The sequence below is a fragment of the Phyllobacterium sp. K27 genome (assembly GCF_054796155.1).
The window spans coordinates 302742-319316 of the sequence record NZ_CM139240.1; the positions used below are offsets into that span (position 1 = coordinate 302742).

At 54.9% G+C, this 16575-nt stretch carries 16 protein-coding genes; 6 read left to right on the forward strand and 10 right to left on the reverse strand.

Annotation, left to right across the window (positions count from 1 at the left end; translation table 11 throughout):
* Positions 1-44 precede the first annotated feature (44 nt).
* The 10 genes from ACYJL1_RS01450 to ACYJL1_RS01495 form a co-directional block, all read right to left on the reverse strand.
* Entirely contained in the window at positions 45-1769 is a 1725-nt protein-coding gene (locus tag ACYJL1_RS01450; protein ID WP_460896693.1) for an ABC transporter substrate-binding protein, read from the reverse strand.
* Positions 1770-1859: 90 nt separating this feature from the next.
* Complete coding sequence (locus ACYJL1_RS01455) at positions 1860-2267, reverse strand: DUF2160 domain-containing protein (protein WP_460896694.1); 408 nt, start codon at positions 2265-2267, stop codon at positions 1860-1862.
* Entirely contained in the window at positions 2267-3085 is an 819-nt protein-coding gene (locus tag ACYJL1_RS01460) for a carbohydrate ABC transporter permease (protein WP_460897900.1), read from the reverse strand. Before ACYJL1_RS01460 ends, ACYJL1_RS01455 begins: the two co-directional genes overlap by 1 nt.
* Positions 3086-3164: 79 nt before the next feature.
* Positions 3165-4031, reverse strand: a complete 867-nt coding sequence (locus ACYJL1_RS01465) for a carbohydrate ABC transporter permease (RefSeq protein ID WP_460896695.1) — start codon at positions 4029-4031, stop codon at positions 3165-3167.
* A gap of 2 nt (positions 4032-4033) precedes the next feature.
* Positions 4034-4225 (reverse strand): hypothetical protein, encoded by a 192-nt coding sequence (locus ACYJL1_RS01470; protein ID WP_460896696.1) that lies wholly within the window; start codon positions 4223-4225, stop codon positions 4034-4036.
* 2 nt (positions 4226-4227) lie between these two features.
* The gene (locus tag ACYJL1_RS01475; RefSeq protein WP_460896697.1) at positions 4228-5295 is read right to left on the reverse strand and encodes an ABC transporter ATP-binding protein; all 1068 of its coding nucleotides are present in this window, start codon (positions 5293-5295) and stop codon (positions 4228-4230) included.
* Between the two features lie 3 nt (positions 5296-5298).
* On the reverse strand, positions 5299-6381 hold the full coding sequence (locus ACYJL1_RS01480; protein ID WP_460896698.1) for an ABC transporter ATP-binding protein: 1083 nt from the start codon (positions 6379-6381) through the stop codon (positions 5299-5301).
* A 52-nt stretch (positions 6382-6433) separates the two neighbouring features.
* Positions 6434-7975: a glycerol-3-phosphate dehydrogenase gene (gene glpD, locus ACYJL1_RS01485; protein ID WP_460896699.1), complete on the reverse strand. Its 1542-nt coding sequence runs from the start codon at positions 7973-7975 to the stop codon at positions 6434-6436.
* Between the two features lie 114 nt (positions 7976-8089).
* Positions 8090-8854: a DeoR/GlpR family DNA-binding transcription regulator gene (locus ACYJL1_RS01490; RefSeq protein ID WP_460896700.1), complete on the reverse strand. Its 765-nt coding sequence runs from the start codon at positions 8852-8854 to the stop codon at positions 8090-8092.
* Positions 8855-9074: 220 nt separating this feature from the next.
* On the reverse strand, positions 9075-10100 hold the full coding sequence (locus ACYJL1_RS01495) for a LacI family DNA-binding transcriptional regulator (protein WP_460896701.1): 1026 nt from the start codon (positions 10098-10100) through the stop codon (positions 9075-9077).
* A gap of 210 nt (positions 10101-10310) precedes the next feature.
* On the opposite strand from ACYJL1_RS01495, the gene denD reads away from it, so the two are divergent.
* The 6 genes from denD to ACYJL1_RS01525 all read left to right on the forward strand — a co-directional run bounded on the left by denD (position 10311) and on the right by ACYJL1_RS01525 (position 16554).
* The gene (gene denD / locus ACYJL1_RS01500; RefSeq protein WP_460896702.1) at positions 10311-11300 is read left to right on the forward strand and encodes a D-erythronate dehydrogenase; all 990 of its coding nucleotides are present in this window, start codon (positions 10311-10313) and stop codon (positions 11298-11300) included.
* Positions 11297-12070, forward strand: coding sequence for an SDR family oxidoreductase (locus tag ACYJL1_RS01505; protein ID WP_460896703.1), 774 nt, complete (start codon positions 11297-11299; stop codon positions 12068-12070). Before denD ends, ACYJL1_RS01505 begins: the two co-directional genes overlap by 4 nt.
* 58 nt (positions 12071-12128) lie before the next feature.
* Positions 12129-13193 carry an ABC transporter ATP-binding protein gene (locus tag ACYJL1_RS01510; protein WP_460896704.1) on the forward strand — a complete coding sequence of 355 codons (1065 nt, stop codon included), beginning with the start codon at positions 12129-12131 and terminating at the stop codon, positions 13191-13193.
* A gap of 126 nt (positions 13194-13319) precedes the next feature.
* Positions 13320-14636 carry an ABC transporter substrate-binding protein gene (locus ACYJL1_RS01515; RefSeq protein WP_460896705.1) on the forward strand — a complete coding sequence of 439 codons (1317 nt, stop codon included), beginning with the start codon at positions 13320-13322 and terminating at the stop codon, positions 14634-14636.
* 112 nt (positions 14637-14748) lie between these two features.
* Positions 14749-15636: a carbohydrate ABC transporter permease gene (locus ACYJL1_RS01520; RefSeq protein ID WP_460897901.1), complete on the forward strand. Its 888-nt coding sequence runs from the start codon at positions 14749-14751 to the stop codon at positions 15634-15636.
* Between the two features lie 18 nt (positions 15637-15654).
* A complete protein-coding gene (locus tag ACYJL1_RS01525; protein ID WP_460896706.1) occupies positions 15655-16554 on the forward strand; it encodes a carbohydrate ABC transporter permease in 900 nt (299 codons plus the stop codon).
* The last annotated feature ends 21 nt before the right edge of the window (positions 16555-16575 follow it).

Consider the following 16575-nt stretch of genomic DNA (forward strand, 5'->3'; position numbering starts at 1 on the left):
AGGGCGGCGCCGAAGCACCGCCCTCTTCCCTCAATGAATTGAGGCTACTTGTTCCAGCTCTTGACCAGCTCATCATAATCGATGGTCTGTGGCTTTTCTTTTTCGTTTTCAATCTTTAGCTGGGGTGCGAGGTTGCCATTCTTGACCGCATCGGCATTCCAGTAGGCAAGATCGTGCTCTTCAGCAAGTTTCGGTCCGAAATCACCCTGAATGCCAGCGCGTTCAAGCCGCTCCATGACCTTTTCCTGCTCGGCGCAAAGTGAGTCCATTGCTTCCTGTGCGCTCTTTGCGCCGGAGGATGCATCGCCGATTGCCTGCCACCAAAGCTGAGCCAGCTTCGGATAGTCGGGAACATTGGTGCCGGTTGGCGACCATTGCACACGCGCAGGCGAGCGATAGAACTCGATCAGACCGCCGAGTTCCGGAGCACGCTTGGTGAAGCTGTCATGCTGGATGGAGCTTTCGCGGATCAGGGTCAGACCAACATGGCTCTTCTTGACGTCCACAGTCTTGGACGTAACGAACTGGGCATAAAGCCATGCCGCCTTGGCACGATCATCCGGTGTGGACTTCAGCAAGGTCCAGGAACCCACATCCTGATAACCAAGCTTCATGCCGTCTTTCCAGTAAACGCCATGGGGTGAAGGTGCCATGCGCCATTTGGGCGTGCCATCCTCATTGACGACCGGCAGGCCCTTTTTCACCGCATCAGCGGTAAAGGCGGTGTACCAGAACATCTGCTGCGCAATCAGGCCTTGAGCCGGAACCGGACCAGATTCGGAGAAGGTCATTCCCTGTGCTTCCGGCGGCGCATAGGCTTTCATCCAGTCGAGATATTTCTGGATGGAATAGACGGAAGCTGGACCGTTTGTATCACCGCCACGTGCAACGCAAGAGCCGACCGGCTGTGACTTTTCGTTGACCTTGATTCCCCATTCATCAACAGGCAAACCGTTTGGAAGACCCTTGTCACCATTACCGGCCATGGAGAGCCAGGCATCGGTGAAGCGCCATCCAAGCGATGGGTCCTTCTTGCCATAGTCCATGTGACCATAGACTTTCTTGCCATCGATCTCGCGACCGGTGAAGAACTCGGCAATGTCTTCATAGGCAGACCAGTTGACGGGCACGCCGAGGTCGTAGCCATATTTGGCCTTGAAGTCTGCCTTGTTCTTTTCATCGCTGAACCAGTCATAGCGGAACCAGTAGAGATTCGCGAACTGCTGGTCCGGAAGCTGATAGAGCTTGCCGTCCGGAGCGGTCGTGAACTTGGTGCCGATAAAATCATCAAGGTCGAGATCGGGGTTGGTGACGTCCTTGCCTTCATTGGCCATCCAGTCGGTCAGGCTGCGCGCCTGCTGGTAACGCCAATGGGTGCCGATAAGATCACTGTCGTTGACATAGGCATCATAGACGTTTTCGCCGGACTGCATCTGTGTCTGCAGCTTCTCAACGACGTCGCCTTCACCAATGAGATCATGGGTGATCTTGATGCCGGTAATATCAGTGAAGGCCTTGGCCAGGGTTTTGGACTCATATTCATGGGTGGTAATCGTTTCCGAAACCACTTTGATGTCCATGCCGGCGAAAGGCTTTGCAGCATCGATGAACCACTGCATTTCCTTTTCCTGAGCCGCCCGGTCAAGGGACGACATGTCGCCGATTTCCTTGTCGAGGAAAGCCTTGGCTTCGTCCATGCCCGCATAGGCACTTCCCGCACCCAATAGCAGCGCAAGTGCTGTGGTTGTCGTTAGTATTCGCGTTCGCATTTTTTAGTCCTCCCAGAGTTGCGATTTGCATGCGTTGAATGACCGGCGGGTGCCGGACTTTCAATTTACGGCATCGGACGGTCCGATGCTTTAGACAAAGCGGAATACGCCAATGGCGTAGACCGCAGAGATTGCAAGAGCCCACCAGACATTCGGGCCAACAAGGCCAAGCCAGGCGAGATGAATAAAAGCGCTGCCGAGCAGCGACACGAAAAGCCGGTCGCCGCGGGTGGTTTCAAAGCGCAAAATGCCGATGCGCGGATTGCCGCCCGGCGAAGCATATTCCCAGACCGCCATAAGCGTAATGAGCGCAAAGACAGTCAGGAAAAACAGCGCTGTCGGAAACGTCCACGCCATCCAGCCGCCGGCGGCGAGCGCCCCGGTCCAGTCACGCACATCGCTCTTCAAAGGCACAGCCATTACAAGCAGGGCCACTAAAATTGCGTAGGTGACAAGCACCGCACCCAGCACAAAAGGCCAACGCCGTGTATTTTCCATTACACCCTCCCCAAGGCAAAGCCCTTGGCGATATAGTTGCGGACGAAGTAGATCACGATAGCGCCCGGAATGATGGTCAGAACACCGGCGGCAGCCAGAACGCCCCAATCCATACCCGACGCAGACACCGTGCGCGTCATGATGGCGGCGATGGGCTTGGCATCGGTGGTTGTCAGCGTGCGAGCGATGAGCAGTTCCACCCATGAGAACATGAAGCAGAAGAAAGCCGCGACACCGATACCGCTCGCAATCAACGGAACGAATATTTTCACGAAGAAACGCGGGAAGGAATAGCCGTCAATATAGGCGGTTTCGTCAATTTCCTTCGGCACGCCCGACATGAAGCCTTCCAAAATCCACACGGCCAGCGGCACATTGAACAGGCAGTGCGCCAGAGCGACAGCAATATGCGTATCAATCAGACCAAAGGCGGAATAGAGCTGGAAGAAGGGAAGCGCGAAGACGGCGGGCGGTGCCATGCGGTTTGTCAAAAGCCAGAAGAACAGATGCTTGTCGCCAAGAAAGCGGTAGCGCGAGAAAGCATAGGCTGCAGGCAGGGCGACCAGCACCGAAATCACTGTGTTCATGCACACATAGATGATGGAGTTGATATAACCCTTGTACCATGAGGGGTCAGTGAAGATGACCGCGTAGTTTCGCAGTGTCGGATCTTGCGGCCAAAGCGAGAAACTGCCCAGAATTTCCTGGTTGGTCTTGAAGCTCATATTGATGAGCCAATAGATCGGCAACATCAGGAAGAGGATGTAGAGTGTAGGGATCAGCCACCAGAATTTCGACTCATCGCCGCGCTTGCGCATGCGGCGGGCGAGAGCCTTGTCCATTCTTTCCTGTTCAGGGCTGACACTGATTTCGGTACGGGCAACAGATTCTGACATCTCAGCGCTCCGAATCATAGTTGGTCATCACGGTGTAGAACACCCATGACATCAGGAGGATGATAAGGAAGTAGATGAGCGACATGGCTGCTGCCGGCCCAAGATCGAACTGGCCCACCGCCATCTTGACCAGATCAATGGAAAGGAAAGTGGTCGAGTTGCCGGGGCCGCCGCCGGTGACAACGAAGGGTTCGGTGTAGATCATGAAACTATCCATGAAGCGCAGCAGAACGGCAATCAGAAGTACACGGTTCATCTTTGGCAACTGGATATAGCGGAACACCGCCCAGCGTGATGCGCCATCAATCCTTGCCGCCTGATAAAAGGCATCGGGGATCGACACCAGTCCGGCATAGCACAGCAGCACCACAAGGCTGGTCCAGTGCCAGACATCCATGATGATGACGGTGAACCAGGCATGCATCGGATTTTGAACGTAATTATAGCTGATGCCGAGGCGCTCTAACGTATGGCCGAGCAGACCGATATCGACGCGCCCAAACACCTGCCAGATTGTGCCGACCACATTCCACGGAATGAGCAGTGGCAAGGCCATCAGGACGAGGCAGACAGGCACGCCCCAGCCCTTGCGCGGCATGTTGAGCGCGATGATGATTCCCAGCGGGATTTCGATAAGGAGAATGATGAAGGAGAAGAACAGGTTGCGACCGAGCGCCGAATGGAAGCGCTCCGAAGTGAGCATTTCGGCAAACCATTCTGTGCCGGCCCAGAAGAACTGGTTATTGCCGAACGTATCCTGCACCGAATAATTGACAACGGTCATCAGCGGAATAACTGCCGAGAACGCCACGAGCAGCAGCACGGGCAGGACCATGAACCAGGCTTTGTTGTTCCAGGTTTTTTCCATGATCAGTTTGCTCCGCTCGTTGCAAATTTATAGTGCGTGGTTCGACGGGGCTCACCATGAGGAAGATGGGTTGATTGCAGGCCATATTCTTTGATGTCGACGACTGTCTTTGCAGCCCACCCACCTTCCTCATGGTGAGCCCCGTCGAACCACGCACAATTGGCACTGCTTAGCTGGAATTGTTCTTCACGCATGATCATAACCCTCCCACGCGCCAGCTATCGGCATAGATATTTATGCCCTTCGGGTCGAAGGTGATGTGCGGATCAGCAGGAATATCCTCGCCTTCGCCGACAATGACGGCAATCTCCTGATCCTCAAGACGGGTGCGCACAATCTTGTGCCGACCGATATCTTCCACTTTGGCAATCTTTACCGGCAAGCCTGAACGGCCGATGCGGATATATTCCGGGCGGATGCCAAGCTCGATCTTCTTTGCATCGGCAGATATGACAGGCGTAGGAAGTTGTATCTGATGCGCACCAATCTGTGCGGTTCCGCCTGCAAGCTTCACCGGCATGACATTCATGCCGGGTGAACCAATAAAATAGCCAACGAATGTATGTTTCGGCCGCTCGAACAATTCTTCGGGCGTACCGATCTGCACGATCTCGCCATCATACATGACGACAACTTTCTGAGCGAAAGTCAGCGCTTCGGTCTGGTCATGCGTGACGTAAACCATTGTATAGCCAAAACGCTGATGCAACTGCTTCAACTGTGAACGCAGCACCCACTTCATATGCGGATCAATGACCGTCAGCGGTTCATCGAAAAGGATCGCATTCACATCTGAACGAACAAGGCCGCGACCGAGTGAAATCTTCTGCTTCTGATCGGCGGTCAAACCGCGGGCCTTCTTGCCCGACCAGCTTGCCAAATCGATCATTTCCAGCGTTTCGCGCACCTTCACGTCAATCTCGGATTCCGCCACGCCGCGATTGCGCAAGGGAAAGGCCAAATTGTCATAGACAGTCATGGTGTCGTAGATCACCGGGAACTGGAACACCTGCGCAATATTGCGTTCCTGCGTCGAAAGATTGGTCACGTCCTGCCCGTTGAAAAGCAATTGTCCATGGGAAGGATGGATAAGCCCCGAAATGATGTTCAGCAGCGTGGTCTTGCCGCAACCGGAAGGCCCAAGCAGGGCATAGGCACCGCCATCCTCCCAGCTATGATGGACTTCGCGCAGCGCATAATCCTTATCCGATTTCGGATTGGGACCGTAGGCGTGGCGGATATGGTTCAGATCAATACGTGCCATTATCTATGCCGCCAGTTTCTGAGCGCGGCGGATGGAATTGCCGCTGCCGTCGAAGATCATCAGGTTGCGCGGGTCGATGAAAATGTCGATTTCCTCATCGGGCGTATGAATGTGAATACCGTGCGCCAGCATGGTCCAACGCGCATCGGCAAAGGACAGGTGCACAAAGCTTTCCGAGCCGGTGATTTCAGTGGCGGTCACGCGGACCTTCAATCCAATTTCTTCAGCATTGCTGCGAACCGTCTTGACGTGATGGGGCTGGAAGCCGATCGTATAGGTACCGTCAGCAATATCAGTCAGATGCGAAGGGATCGGCAGGGTAACGCCGCCTTCCAACTGGAATGCCTTGCCAAACTTGGCCAGCGCAATCGTATTGAGCGGCGGATCGGCGAAGGTCTGGGCCGTGACAAGATCATCCGGCTTGCGAAAAACATCAATCGTCGAGCCAAACTGAGTTACCCGGCCTTCGGAGAGGGTTGCCGTGCTACCACCCAGCAGCAGCGCTTCATGCGGCTCGGTGGTGGCATAAACGAAGATCGTACCGGACTCGGCGAAAATGCGCGGCAATTCCTGACGCAACTCTTCCCGCAGCTTGTAGTCGAGATTGGCAAGCGGCTCATCAAGCAGAACCAGCTTGGCATTCTTGACGATCGCCCGCGCAAGCGCAGTGCGCTGTTGCTGGCCGCCGGAAAGACTGAGCGGTGTGCGGTCGAGATAGGGTGTGAGCTTGAGGATTTCTGCGGCCTTGCGCACTTCGCGATCAATAGTCGCCTTGTCGGCACCGGCAACACGCATTGGCGAGGCAATGTTTTCATAGACCGTGAAGGCTGGATAATTGATGAACTGCTGATAGACCATAGCGACCGAGCGTTTCTGAACAGGAATGCCGGTCACATTCTGACCATCAAACCAGACAGACCCGGAGGTTGGCACATCGAGGCCCGCCATAATGCGCATGAGGCTGGTCTTGCCGGACAAAGTGGGACCCAGCAGGACATTCAGCGTCGCATGTTCCAAAGTCAGCGATATATTGCTGAGGTGTAGCTTGCCGCCCACCATTTTGGATACATTTCGCAGTTCGAGCATTACTTCTCCTCCCAGAGCCGACCCGCACTTTCAGCACGCATCAGCAGTATTTTTATTCTGCAGCAATGGCGCGCCGTCTGTCGACAGCGCCTTCCATGAAATTATCGAGAGCACCGGCCTCATCTGCGCTCAGATGCAAGCCCTTCTTGGTCCTGCGCCACAGCACATCCTGCGCTGTCAGTGCCCACTCATGTTCAATCTGATAGCGCACTTCGGCCTCATAGAGATCCGACCCGAAATGCTTACCCAGATCATCAATGGATTTCGCATCGCCAAGCAGTATACGAGATTTCGTGCCGTAGAGACGGAAAAGGCGATGCGCATGGGCGCTGTCGAGGAACGGGTAATCTGACTTCAATATCTGCAATTCGCTATCAAAAGCCGTAACCGCAAAATTACCCCCTGGTAGCGTCCCGGTTGCCGTCCATGGCTTGCCGCGCTTGCCAAGCTGATCTTCAATTTTCTCAAGCATATGCTCGGACAGACGCCGGAATGTCGTGATCTTGCCACCAAAAATGTTCAGGATCGGCGCGCAGCCCTCGGGGGCATCGGTTTTCAACACGTAGTCGCGCGTTGCTTCCTGCGCCTTGGACGCGCCGTCATCATAAAGCGGGCGGACACCGGAATAGGTCCAGACGACATCTTCGCGTTTGACTGGCTCGACAAAATATTCGCTGGCCGCAGCACAGAGATAATCAATCTCGGTATCGCTGATTTTCACCTCTGCCGGATTGCCGTGATAATCCTGATCTGTCGTGCCAATAAGCGTAAAGTCCTGCTCATAGGGAATGGCGAAGATGATGCGGCCATCCGTATTCTGGAAGAAGTAGGCACGTGGATCATCAAACTTTTTCTTTACGACGATATGGCTGCCCTGCACCAGACGCACATTGTGCGCGTCATTATTGCCGACAACGCCGGTCAGCACCTCATCAACCCAGGGGCCAGCGGCATTGACCACGAGCTTGGCCTGCACTTCTTCCTGTTCGCCGGTAAAAGCATCCTGCAATGTCAGCGTCCAATGATCAGCAGCGCGGACGGCGCTCACAACTTTGGTCCGCGTACGGATGACCGCACCGCGATCGGCTGCATCTCGGGCATTGAGTGCAACGAAGCGCGCATCATTGACCCAGCAATCGGAATATTCGAAGGCTTTCGTGTAAAGCGATTTCAGCGGCTTTGCCGCAGGGTCCCGCGTCATATCGAGCGTGCGGGTAACCGGAAGCTTTTTGCGCCCACCAATGTGATCGTAAAGGAAAAGGCCAAGCCGCAGCAGCCATGCCGGGCGCAGACCCTTGTGATGCGGAAGCACAAAACGCATCGGCCAGATAATATGCGGCGCGCAGGCCCACAGAACTTCACGCTCCATCAAGGACTCGCGCACAAGGCGGAATTCATAATGTTCGAGATAACGCAGTCCGCCATGGATGAGCTTGGTTGAACCCGAAGAGGTGCCGCTGGCAAGGTCGTTCATCTCGGCAAGGAAAACCGAATAGCCGCGACCAACGGCATCACGTGCAATGCCGCAACCATTTATGCCGCCACCTATAACGAGAATATCGTAAACCTGACCCTGCAATTTCCCCACCCTCATTTCGCAGCGCACTATTCCTTCGCACATGCGAAAGCAAGATGCCGAATTTGCGAAAGCAATCCGAAACTAAAGCGAACTATAGCGCGCAATTAACGAACGCACAAGGGGCCGATCTCAACCGGCCGTTTCGATTAACCGGACATCCGCATCCCTGCATATCTGACGTATCGCATCGCTTTCGCAGCGGTCGGTGATAAAGGTGTTGACCTGCGACAGGTGTCCTATGCGAACGGGTGCAGTGCGTTCAAACTTGGTCGAATCCGAAACAAGAATCACATGACGCGCATTGGCCATAATCGCTTGCGCGACCTTGACCTCACGAAAATCGAAATCCAGCAGGGCGCCGTCGCTGTCGATTGCAGAGGTTCCTATAACCGCGAAATCGACCTTGAACTGGCGAATAAAATCGACCGCCGCTTCGCCGACAATGCCGCCGTCGGAACCGCGCACGACCCCACCGGCAATAACCACCTCAATATCGGGATAGATACGCAACCTATTGGCAACATTTATATTATTCGTGATTATCATGAGACCTTTGCGGTCCAGCAAGGCTTGTCCCACGGCCTCTGTCGTCGTGCCTATATTGACAAAGAGCGATGCATTGTCCGGGATCAACCCGGCAGCGGCCCTGCCTATGGCTTCCTTCTCGCCCGCTGCTATCAACCGCCGTGCCTCATATTCAAGATTTTGCACCCCGGATGGGAACAATGCGCCGCCATGAATACGGTTGAGAAGGCGCTGGTCGCAGAGGTCGTTGAGGTCTTTGCGGATGGTCTGCGGGGTGACATTGAAATGCATCGCCAGATCATCGACAAGGACACGGCCATGCTCCTTGGCCATCTCCAGAATTTCAGCATGTCTGGGCGTGAGAAACATGGAACCGGCTTTCATTTTCGTTTTTGTAGTATCTATACGAAAACGAAAACGGCAATATGTCAATCGGAGGGAAAGCGAAAGCGCTGGGTTTTGAACGATCGCTTTCACCTCTCCGTCATCCTCGGGCTCTTGACCCGAGGATCTACCTACATGCTTGGGCTGCAATATGGGTCCTCGGGTCAAGAGCCCGAGGATGACGGAGAGGTAGGAACTAAAGATTTTAAGCCGTAGCGCCCTCGATAATATCGAAACCCGTATTGATGATAGTCTTCTCCGACGGACGCTCGCGGCTTTCCAGAAGCTTTTCTGCTGCCGTCTTGCCGATAAGAAAGCGCTTGGAGAGAATGGTCGATAGCGGCAGAGGCATTGCCTGACCGATATCAAGGCCATTGAAGCCGAAGATGCCGAGCCGCTCCTTAATAATGATCCCCGTATGAATGCAGTAAAAAATGCCACCCATGGCCATGTCGTCATTTGGGAAAATCACAACATCCAAATCGGGGTGGGCGGCAAGCAGTTTTTCCAGAAGCTCGCGCCCGGCTATTGTCGAACCACCGCCGGGGACACGCATTTCGCCGGCCAGCGAAAGGCCAGCTTCCTGCAACGCAGAGCATAGACCTTCGTAGCGTGCCTTTGCCCGGTCATCGGAAATCAGCATATGGCCGGCATAGCCGAATTTGCGGTATCCGCGCTTGATAAGATGTCGCCCGGTTTCATAGCCAGCCTGATGATGCGACATGCCAACAGCGATATCGACCGGATCGCCATCAATATCCATAAGCTCGGCAACCCGGAATCGGCCCTGCTCCAGATGTTTTCGCGCTGTCGGCGTGTGATGCAAACCGGCCAGAATCACAGCAGCTGGCTGCCAGGCGAGAAAGGACAGGAGAAGACGCTCTTCAATCAACGGATCATAATCGGTGACGCCAATGACCGACTGAAACGCTGTTTCGGTGATAGCAGTATGGATTCCGCGCAGAACATCAGGAAACACAATGTTAGACAATGAGGGCAAAAGCACCGTGATCAGCGTGGAAGCGGCGGAGGCGAGGCTTCCCGCAGCGCGATTGGGGATATAGCCGAGCTGGGAAATGGCGGCCAAAACGCGTGTTCGCGTCGCATCCGCGATCGGGCCCTGGTTGCGAACGACGCGCGAAACTGTGATTTCACTCATGCCAGCCAGCCGTGCAACATCGGCCAAAGTCGGTGTACCGGCGTTTCGACTGGCATTTCTCTTGCGGGTCATGGGCTCGGATCCAGAGCATTTTCCAAGAATAATGACAGCGCTACCATAAAACGCTTGATGAACGCTAGTCAGTGTGCATAACTTTATGACAGCGCTAACATACAAATGTTCAGTCGCTAGCTTGTTTCACAATTCCGGACGAAAACCGGGTGTCCATTTTTGCTGGAATTGTTTTGAGCCCGGGAGGGGCTCGAGGGAGGAATACCGCATATGCATGTTTTGGTGATCGGCGCAGCCGGAATGGTTGGCCGCAAGCTTTTGGACAGGATCGCTGCCGAGCCCGGCGCGCTTGGATCCGACATAGACAGGCTGACGCTGGTCGACGTTTTTGAGCCCGTAGCTCCGGCGGCCTTCGCGGGAGTTTCGGCGACAGTTGCAGCCGATTTGTCAGACCCTGGCGTCGCTGACAGGCTGATCGCAACGCGTCCGGACATGATCTTCCACCTTGCGGCAATCGTTTCCGGCGAAGCGGAGGCGGACTTTGAAAAGGGCTATAAGGTCAATCTTGATGGCACACGATCGCTTTTCGAGGCCATTCGCCTCGAAGGTCACAAGGCACCTTACAGGCCGCGTCTTATCTTCGCTTCTTCCATTGCCGTTTTCGGCACACCCTTTCCCGACAAGATCGGCGACGAGTTTTTCACGACGCCCCTGACAAGCTATGGCACGCAGAAAGCAATCTCGGAACTATTGCTTTCTGACTATAGCCGCAGAGGCTTTTTTGACGGAATTGGCATTCGCCTGCCAACAATCTGCATTCGCCCCGGCAAGCCGAACAAGGCCGCGTCGGGGTTCTTCTCCAATATTCTGCGCGAGCCGCTATCAGGGCAGGAAGCCATTCTCCCCGTCGATGAGAACGTGCGGCACTGGTTTGCCAGCCCGCGTTCGGCGGTCGGCTTCTTTATCCACGCCGCAACGCTCGACCTCGAACAGGTCGGGCCAAGGCGCAATCTCTCCATGCCCGGCCTTTCGGCGCTTGTTGGCGAAGAAATTGCCGCCCTGCAACGCGTTGCTGGTGACAAGGCCGTCAAGCTCATCCGCCGCGAGCCCGACGCAACGATCCAGAAGATCGTTTCCGGTTGGGCAACGGATTTTGATACGTCGCGAGCAAGCAAGCTTGGCTTCAAGGCGGAGACCGTCTTTGATGACATTATCAAGGCGCATATTGACGATGAACTGGGCGGAAAGATTCCAGCATGAGCGTGATCGATTCAGGTAAAGGAAAAATCGCGCTGGTAACGGGCGGCGGTACGGGTGTCGGCAAGGCCATTACGACCGCATTGCTCGGCGTTGGCTATACGGTGGTCATCTCCGGACGGCGCAAAGACGTGCTTGACGATGCGGCGAAGGCTTTAACTGTCGAGACAGACGGAACTGTCAAACCAATCACCGCCGATGTGAGCGACCCCAATTCTGTCGCAGCGCTTTTCGAAGCCATCAAAAGTGAGTTTGGACGGCTGGACCTTCTGGTCAATAATGCGGGTATCAATGTTCCGAACATTGCCATGGAAGAGCTGACTTTCGAGCACTGGACTTCAATCGTTGGCGCCAATCTGACCGGGGTCTTTCTTTGCACCCAGCAGGCGATGAAGCTTATGAAAGCACAATCTCCGCGAGGCGGACGCATCATTAATAATGGCTCGATTTCAGCGCAGACCCCGCGCCCCAATACAGCCCCCTACACGGCCACGAAACATGCTGTGACCGGCATGACAAAATCGACGGCGCTGGATGGCAGGCCATTCGACATTGCCTGCGGGCAGATCGATATTGGCAATGCTACCACTGAAATGACATCGAAAATGGCTGGCGGTGTGATGCAGGCCAATGGCGAGATTGCCAGTGAGCCAACCATACAGGCGCACCATATTGGCGATGCCGTTGTCTATATGGCAAGCCTGCCACTGGACGCAAACGTACTGACAATGACGATCATGGCAACTAAAATGCCGCTGGTCGGACGCGGATAAAGCAGAAGGGCAGCACTTTGGGAGAAGTGCTCCAAACTTAATTTCTGGAGGAGAGCGCATGGCATCGGTTGAATTCGCCGACGTACGAAAATCATTCGGTACGCACCCCGTCATCAAGGGTGTCGATATCACGATCGAAGATGGCGAATTCGTCATCCTTGTCGGGCCATCGGGCTGCGGTAAGTCCACCTTGTTGCGTATGCTGGCCGGGCTGGAGAATATTTCGGCAGGCGAAATCAAGATCGGCGGTCAGGTCGTGAATGGCCTTGCGCCCAAGGAACGCGACATTGCCATGGTCTTCCAGAATTATGCGCTTTATCCGCATATGACTGTTGCCGACAATATGGCTTTTTCGCTGACACTGAAACGCGCCTCGAAGGCCGAGATCGAAAAACGTGTCAAACCTGCTGCGGAGATCCTGGGGCTCACACCGCTACTGGACCGTTTTCCACGCCAGCTTTCCGGCGGTCAGCGGCAGCGCGTTGCCATGGGCCGCGCGATTGTGCGCGATCCGCAGGTTTTCCTGTTTGATGAACCCTTGTCCAACCTTGATGCCAAGCTGCGCGTAGCCATGCGCGCCGAAATCAAGGAGCTACACCAGCGGCTGAAGACCACGACTGTCTATGTCACGCACGACCAGATCGAAGCCATGACCATGGCCGACAAGATTGTCGTCATGCATGACGGGCTTGTCGAGCAGATCGGTGCGCCACTTGAACTTTATGATCAGCCAGCGAATCTTTTTGTTGCCAGCTTCATCGGCTCGCCTGCCATGAATATGATCAAAGGCAAGCTCGATCCCGATAGTACACTGAAATTCAAAACCGATAATGGCATTGAACTTCCTGTTGCCAAGGCACCGGAGAGCGCCAAGGGGCGTGCATTGATTTACGGTTTGCGGCCCGAGCACATGACCATTGCCGATGGCGGCATTCCTGCCGAAGTGGTGGTGATCGAACCGACAGGATCGGAAACCCAGATGATCATGCGGGTTGGCGGCGATCTCGTCACCGGCGTTTTCCATCAACGCATCAGCGCAAAGCCGGGCGAGACAGTGGGTCTCTCCATCCATGCGGAAGCGACCTATCTTTTTGATGCAGAGACCGGCAAGCGTCTGGTCTAGCTAGAGCTCTAGCATAAGCGGTTCCTGCCGGTCGGTAGCAGGTCTTCGTCATAAAGCACCGACATAGCCATGGCCCCAAAATGTGGGAGCATTTTGAAGGCCTTTTACAACCAAGGAGGAGCAAGAATGACCATCAATAGAAGACATCTACTCGGCGCATCCGCCGGACTGGTCGCTGCCGCAGGGCTCAACCGTTTCGGGCTGACGCCTGCCTTTGCGCAAGCCGCAGCACCGACCTACAAACCGGAAGAAGGCGCAACGCTGCGCCTCTTGCGCTGGGTTCCATTCGTTCCGGCAGAAGAAGCTGCATGGCTCGAAAACACCAAGAAATTCACAGAGGCAACAGGCGTACAGGTGCGCGTCGACAAGGAAAGCTGGGAAGACGTTCGTCCGAAAGCTGCCGTTGCCGCAAATGTCGGGTCTGGCCCGGACATGGTGATGAGCTGGTTTGACGACCCACATCAATATCCGGACAAGCTGGTCGATGTGACCGAGCTTGGCGAATATCTGGGCGGCGCGCATGGCGGCTGGTATGCGGGCCTTGAAGGCTATGCCAAGCGTGACGGCAAGTTTATTGCGCTTCCGCTCTGTGCCATCAGCAACGCGGTCGTCTATCGCGACAGCCATATGAAGGCAGCAGGCTTCCAGGAATTTCCCAAAGACACAGCGGGCTTCCTCGAATTGTGCAAGGCCATGCAAGCGAAAGGCACGCCGGCTGGCTTCCCGCACGGCAAGGCAGTGGGCGACGGCAATAATTACGCCCACTGGCTGCTCTGGAGTCATGGCGGCATGGTTGTCGATGAAAGCGGCAAGGTTGTTCTCAACAGCCCAGAAACCCTCGCATCGGTCAAATATGCGCAGGAGCTCTACAAGACCTTCATTCCGGGCACGGAAAGCTGGCAGGACGTCAACAATAACCGTGCCTTCCTTGCAGGGCAGGTGTCGCTGACGGCAAATGGCGTTTCTGTCTATTATGCCGCCGTCAAAGATCCATCCATGGCGGATATCGCCGAAGACATGCGCTCGACCAACCTGCCAATCGGCCCGGTCGGCAAGTCGGTCGAACTGCATCAGGCTTCGACGATTTCGATCTTCAAGCACACGAAGTATCCGGAAGCGGCAAAAGCCTACCTGCAATTCATGTATCAGGCTGACAACATGAATGCCTGGATCGAAGGAGCCAGCGCCTATTGCTGCCAACCCTTGAAGGCCTTCGCGGACAATCCGGTTTGGAAATCCAATCCAATCCATGAAGCTTATGCGCGTGCTTCCGAAACGCTTCGTCCAAATGGCTTTGCAGGGCCATTGGGAACAGCATCGGCTGGCGTTATGGCCGATTACGTGCTGGTCGATATGTATGCGACAGCAGTGACAGGCCAGATGAGCGCAGAGGACGCCATTGCACAGGCAGAGAAGCGCGCAAACCGCTATTACGCCACTTAACAAAGCAGGCCTTCCGCCGCCCGAACGCGGCGGAAGGCATTCTTGTTTCTGCAACCGGAGATATCCGATGACAATGACGCCGACTGCAAAACGAAACTCTGCCTTTGGCACTATGGCCCGCAGCAACACTGCGGTCGGCCTTTTCTTCATGCTGCCTGCGGCAGTGTTCCTCATCTGTTTTCTGACTTACCCGCTCGGGCTGGGTGTCTGGCTCGGCTTTACCGACGCAAAGATCGGCCGCGACGGTGTCTTTATCGGCATCGAGAACTATCAGGCGCTGGCCGATGATTCAGTCTTCTGGATGGCTGTCTACAATACTGTTCTCTATACTTTCATCGCATCCGTCCTGAAGTTCGCTCTGGGCCTCTGGCTGGCGATGATTCTTAACGAACATCTGCCGTTCAAATCATTCTTTCGCGCCATTATCCTCCTGCCATGGGTCGTTCCGACAGTATTGTCCGCCCTCGCCTTCTGGTGGATTTACGATGCGCAGTTTTCGATTATTTCCTGGTCATTGATGCAACTTGGCTGGATCGACGGTCCGATCAATTTTCTCGGTGATCCGAACAATGCACGCGCCTCGGTGATTGCCGCCAATGTCTGGCGGGGCATTCCCTTCGTTGCGATCTCACTGCTTGCCGGTCTGCAAACAATTCCGCAATCGCTGCATGAAGCAGCATCGCTGGACGGCGCAACGGGCTGGCAGCGTTTCCGCTTTATAACCTTGCCCATGTTGACGCCTATCATTGCTGTGGTGATGACATTCTCGGTGCTTTTCACCTTCACCGATTTCCAGCTGATCTACGTGCTGACCAAAGGCGGCCCGGTCAATGCAACGCATCTGATGGCAACCTTGTCATTCCAGCGCGGCATTCCCGGCGGGCAACTTGGCGAAGGCGCGGCGATTGCTGTCGCCATGATTCCATTCCTTCTGGCTTCGATCCTGTTCTCATTTTTCGGCCTTCAACGCCGCAAATGGCAACAGGGCGGACAAGATTGAGCAGGAGGGAGAACGATCATGAGCATTTCCGAACAAACAAACCCGCAGCCGCTCAACGACGAAGCACAGGGCATGAGCTATCTCAACCGGTTGCCGCGGCGTATTGTGGTGCTTTATCTGCCGCTGCTGGTTTTCATCATCGTACTGCTGTTTCCGTTCTACTGGATGGCTATCACTGCGGTGAAGCCCAATAATCAGCTGACCGATTACAATAATTACAGCCCGTTCTGGGTGGTCAAACCAACGCTTGACCACATCAAATATCTGCTCTTCGAAACCTCCTATCCGGGTTGGCTGTGGAACACGATCGTGGTTTCCGTCTGCGCAACCGTGCTGTCTCTCGCCGCATCGGTCTTTGCGGCCTATGCGATTGAGCGCGTGCGCTTTTCCGGATCGCGCCCGGTGGGTCTTTTGATCTTTCTGGCCTATCTGGTGCCGCCATCGATCCTGTTCATTCCGCTGGCGGTGATCGTCTTCAAATTCGGTATCTATGACACCAAGCTGGCGCTGATCTTCACCTATCCGACCTTCCTCATCCCGTTCTGCACATGGCTGCTCATGGGCTATTTCCGCTCGATCCCTTTCGAGCTTGAGGAAAGCGCTCTGGTGGATGGCGCATCACGCTGGCAGATTCTGGTCAGGGTCATATTGCCGCTGGCAGTGCCCGGACTGATATCTGCGGGTATTTTCGCCTTCACTTTGTCCTGGAATGAGTTCATCTATGCGCTGACCTTCATCCAATCCTCTGAGAACAAGACTGTCCCGGTCGGTGTGCTGACGGAGTTGGTGCGAGGCGATGTTTTCGAGTGGGGATCACTGATGGCGGGCGCACTGTTCGGGTCGCTGCCCGTTGTTATCCTCTACTCATTTTTTGTCGATTATTACGTTTCTTCCATGACCGGTGCGGTCAAGGAATAAGTCCCCCTAGGAGTTACCTTA

What these genes read in the sequence shown, in the direction of transcription:
- ACYJL1_RS01450 (WP_460896693.1), bottom strand. Translation starts at nt 1,769, where the DNA reads ATGCGAACGCGAATACTAACGACAACCACAGCACTTGCGCTGCTATTG.
- ACYJL1_RS01455 (WP_460896694.1), bottom strand. Translation starts at nt 2,267, where the DNA reads ATGGAAAATACACGGCGTTGGCCTTTTGTGCTGGGTGCGGTGCTTGTC.
- ACYJL1_RS01460 (WP_460897900.1), bottom strand. Translation starts at nt 3,085, where the DNA reads ATGCGCAAGCGCGGCGATGAGTCGAAATTCTGGTGGCTGATCCCTACA.
- ACYJL1_RS01465 (WP_460896695.1), bottom strand. Translation starts at nt 4,031, where the DNA reads ATGGAAAAAACCTGGAACAACAAAGCCTGGTTCATGGTCCTGCCCGTG.
- ACYJL1_RS01470 (WP_460896696.1), bottom strand. Translation starts at nt 4,225, where the DNA reads ATGCGTGAAGAACAATTCCAGCTAAGCAGTGCCAATTGTGCGTGGTTC.
- ACYJL1_RS01475 (WP_460896697.1), bottom strand. Translation starts at nt 5,295, where the DNA reads ATGGCACGTATTGATCTGAACCATATCCGCCACGCCTACGGTCCCAAT.
- ACYJL1_RS01480 (WP_460896698.1), bottom strand. Translation starts at nt 6,381, where the DNA reads ATGCTCGAACTGCGAAATGTATCCAAAATGGTGGGCGGCAAGCTACAC.
- glpD (WP_460896699.1), bottom strand. Translation starts at nt 7,975, where the DNA reads ATGAGGGTGGGGAAATTGCAGGGTCAGGTTTACGATATTCTCGTTATA.
- ACYJL1_RS01490 (WP_460896700.1), bottom strand. Translation starts at nt 8,854, where the DNA reads ATGTTTCTCACGCCCAGACATGCTGAAATTCTGGAGATGGCCAAGGAG.
- ACYJL1_RS01495 (WP_460896701.1), bottom strand. Translation starts at nt 10,100, where the DNA reads ATGACCCGCAAGAGAAATGCCAGTCGAAACGCCGGTACACCGACTTTG.
- denD (WP_460896702.1), top strand. Translation starts at nt 10,311, where the DNA reads ATGCATGTTTTGGTGATCGGCGCAGCCGGAATGGTTGGCCGCAAGCTT.
- ACYJL1_RS01505 (WP_460896703.1), top strand. Translation starts at nt 11,297, where the DNA reads ATGAGCGTGATCGATTCAGGTAAAGGAAAAATCGCGCTGGTAACGGGC.
- ACYJL1_RS01510 (WP_460896704.1), top strand. Translation starts at nt 12,129, where the DNA reads ATGGCATCGGTTGAATTCGCCGACGTACGAAAATCATTCGGTACGCAC.
- ACYJL1_RS01515 (WP_460896705.1), top strand. Translation starts at nt 13,320, where the DNA reads ATGACCATCAATAGAAGACATCTACTCGGCGCATCCGCCGGACTGGTC.
- ACYJL1_RS01520 (WP_460897901.1), top strand. Translation starts at nt 14,749, where the DNA reads ATGGCCCGCAGCAACACTGCGGTCGGCCTTTTCTTCATGCTGCCTGCG.
- ACYJL1_RS01525 (WP_460896706.1), top strand. Translation starts at nt 15,655, where the DNA reads ATGAGCATTTCCGAACAAACAAACCCGCAGCCGCTCAACGACGAAGCA.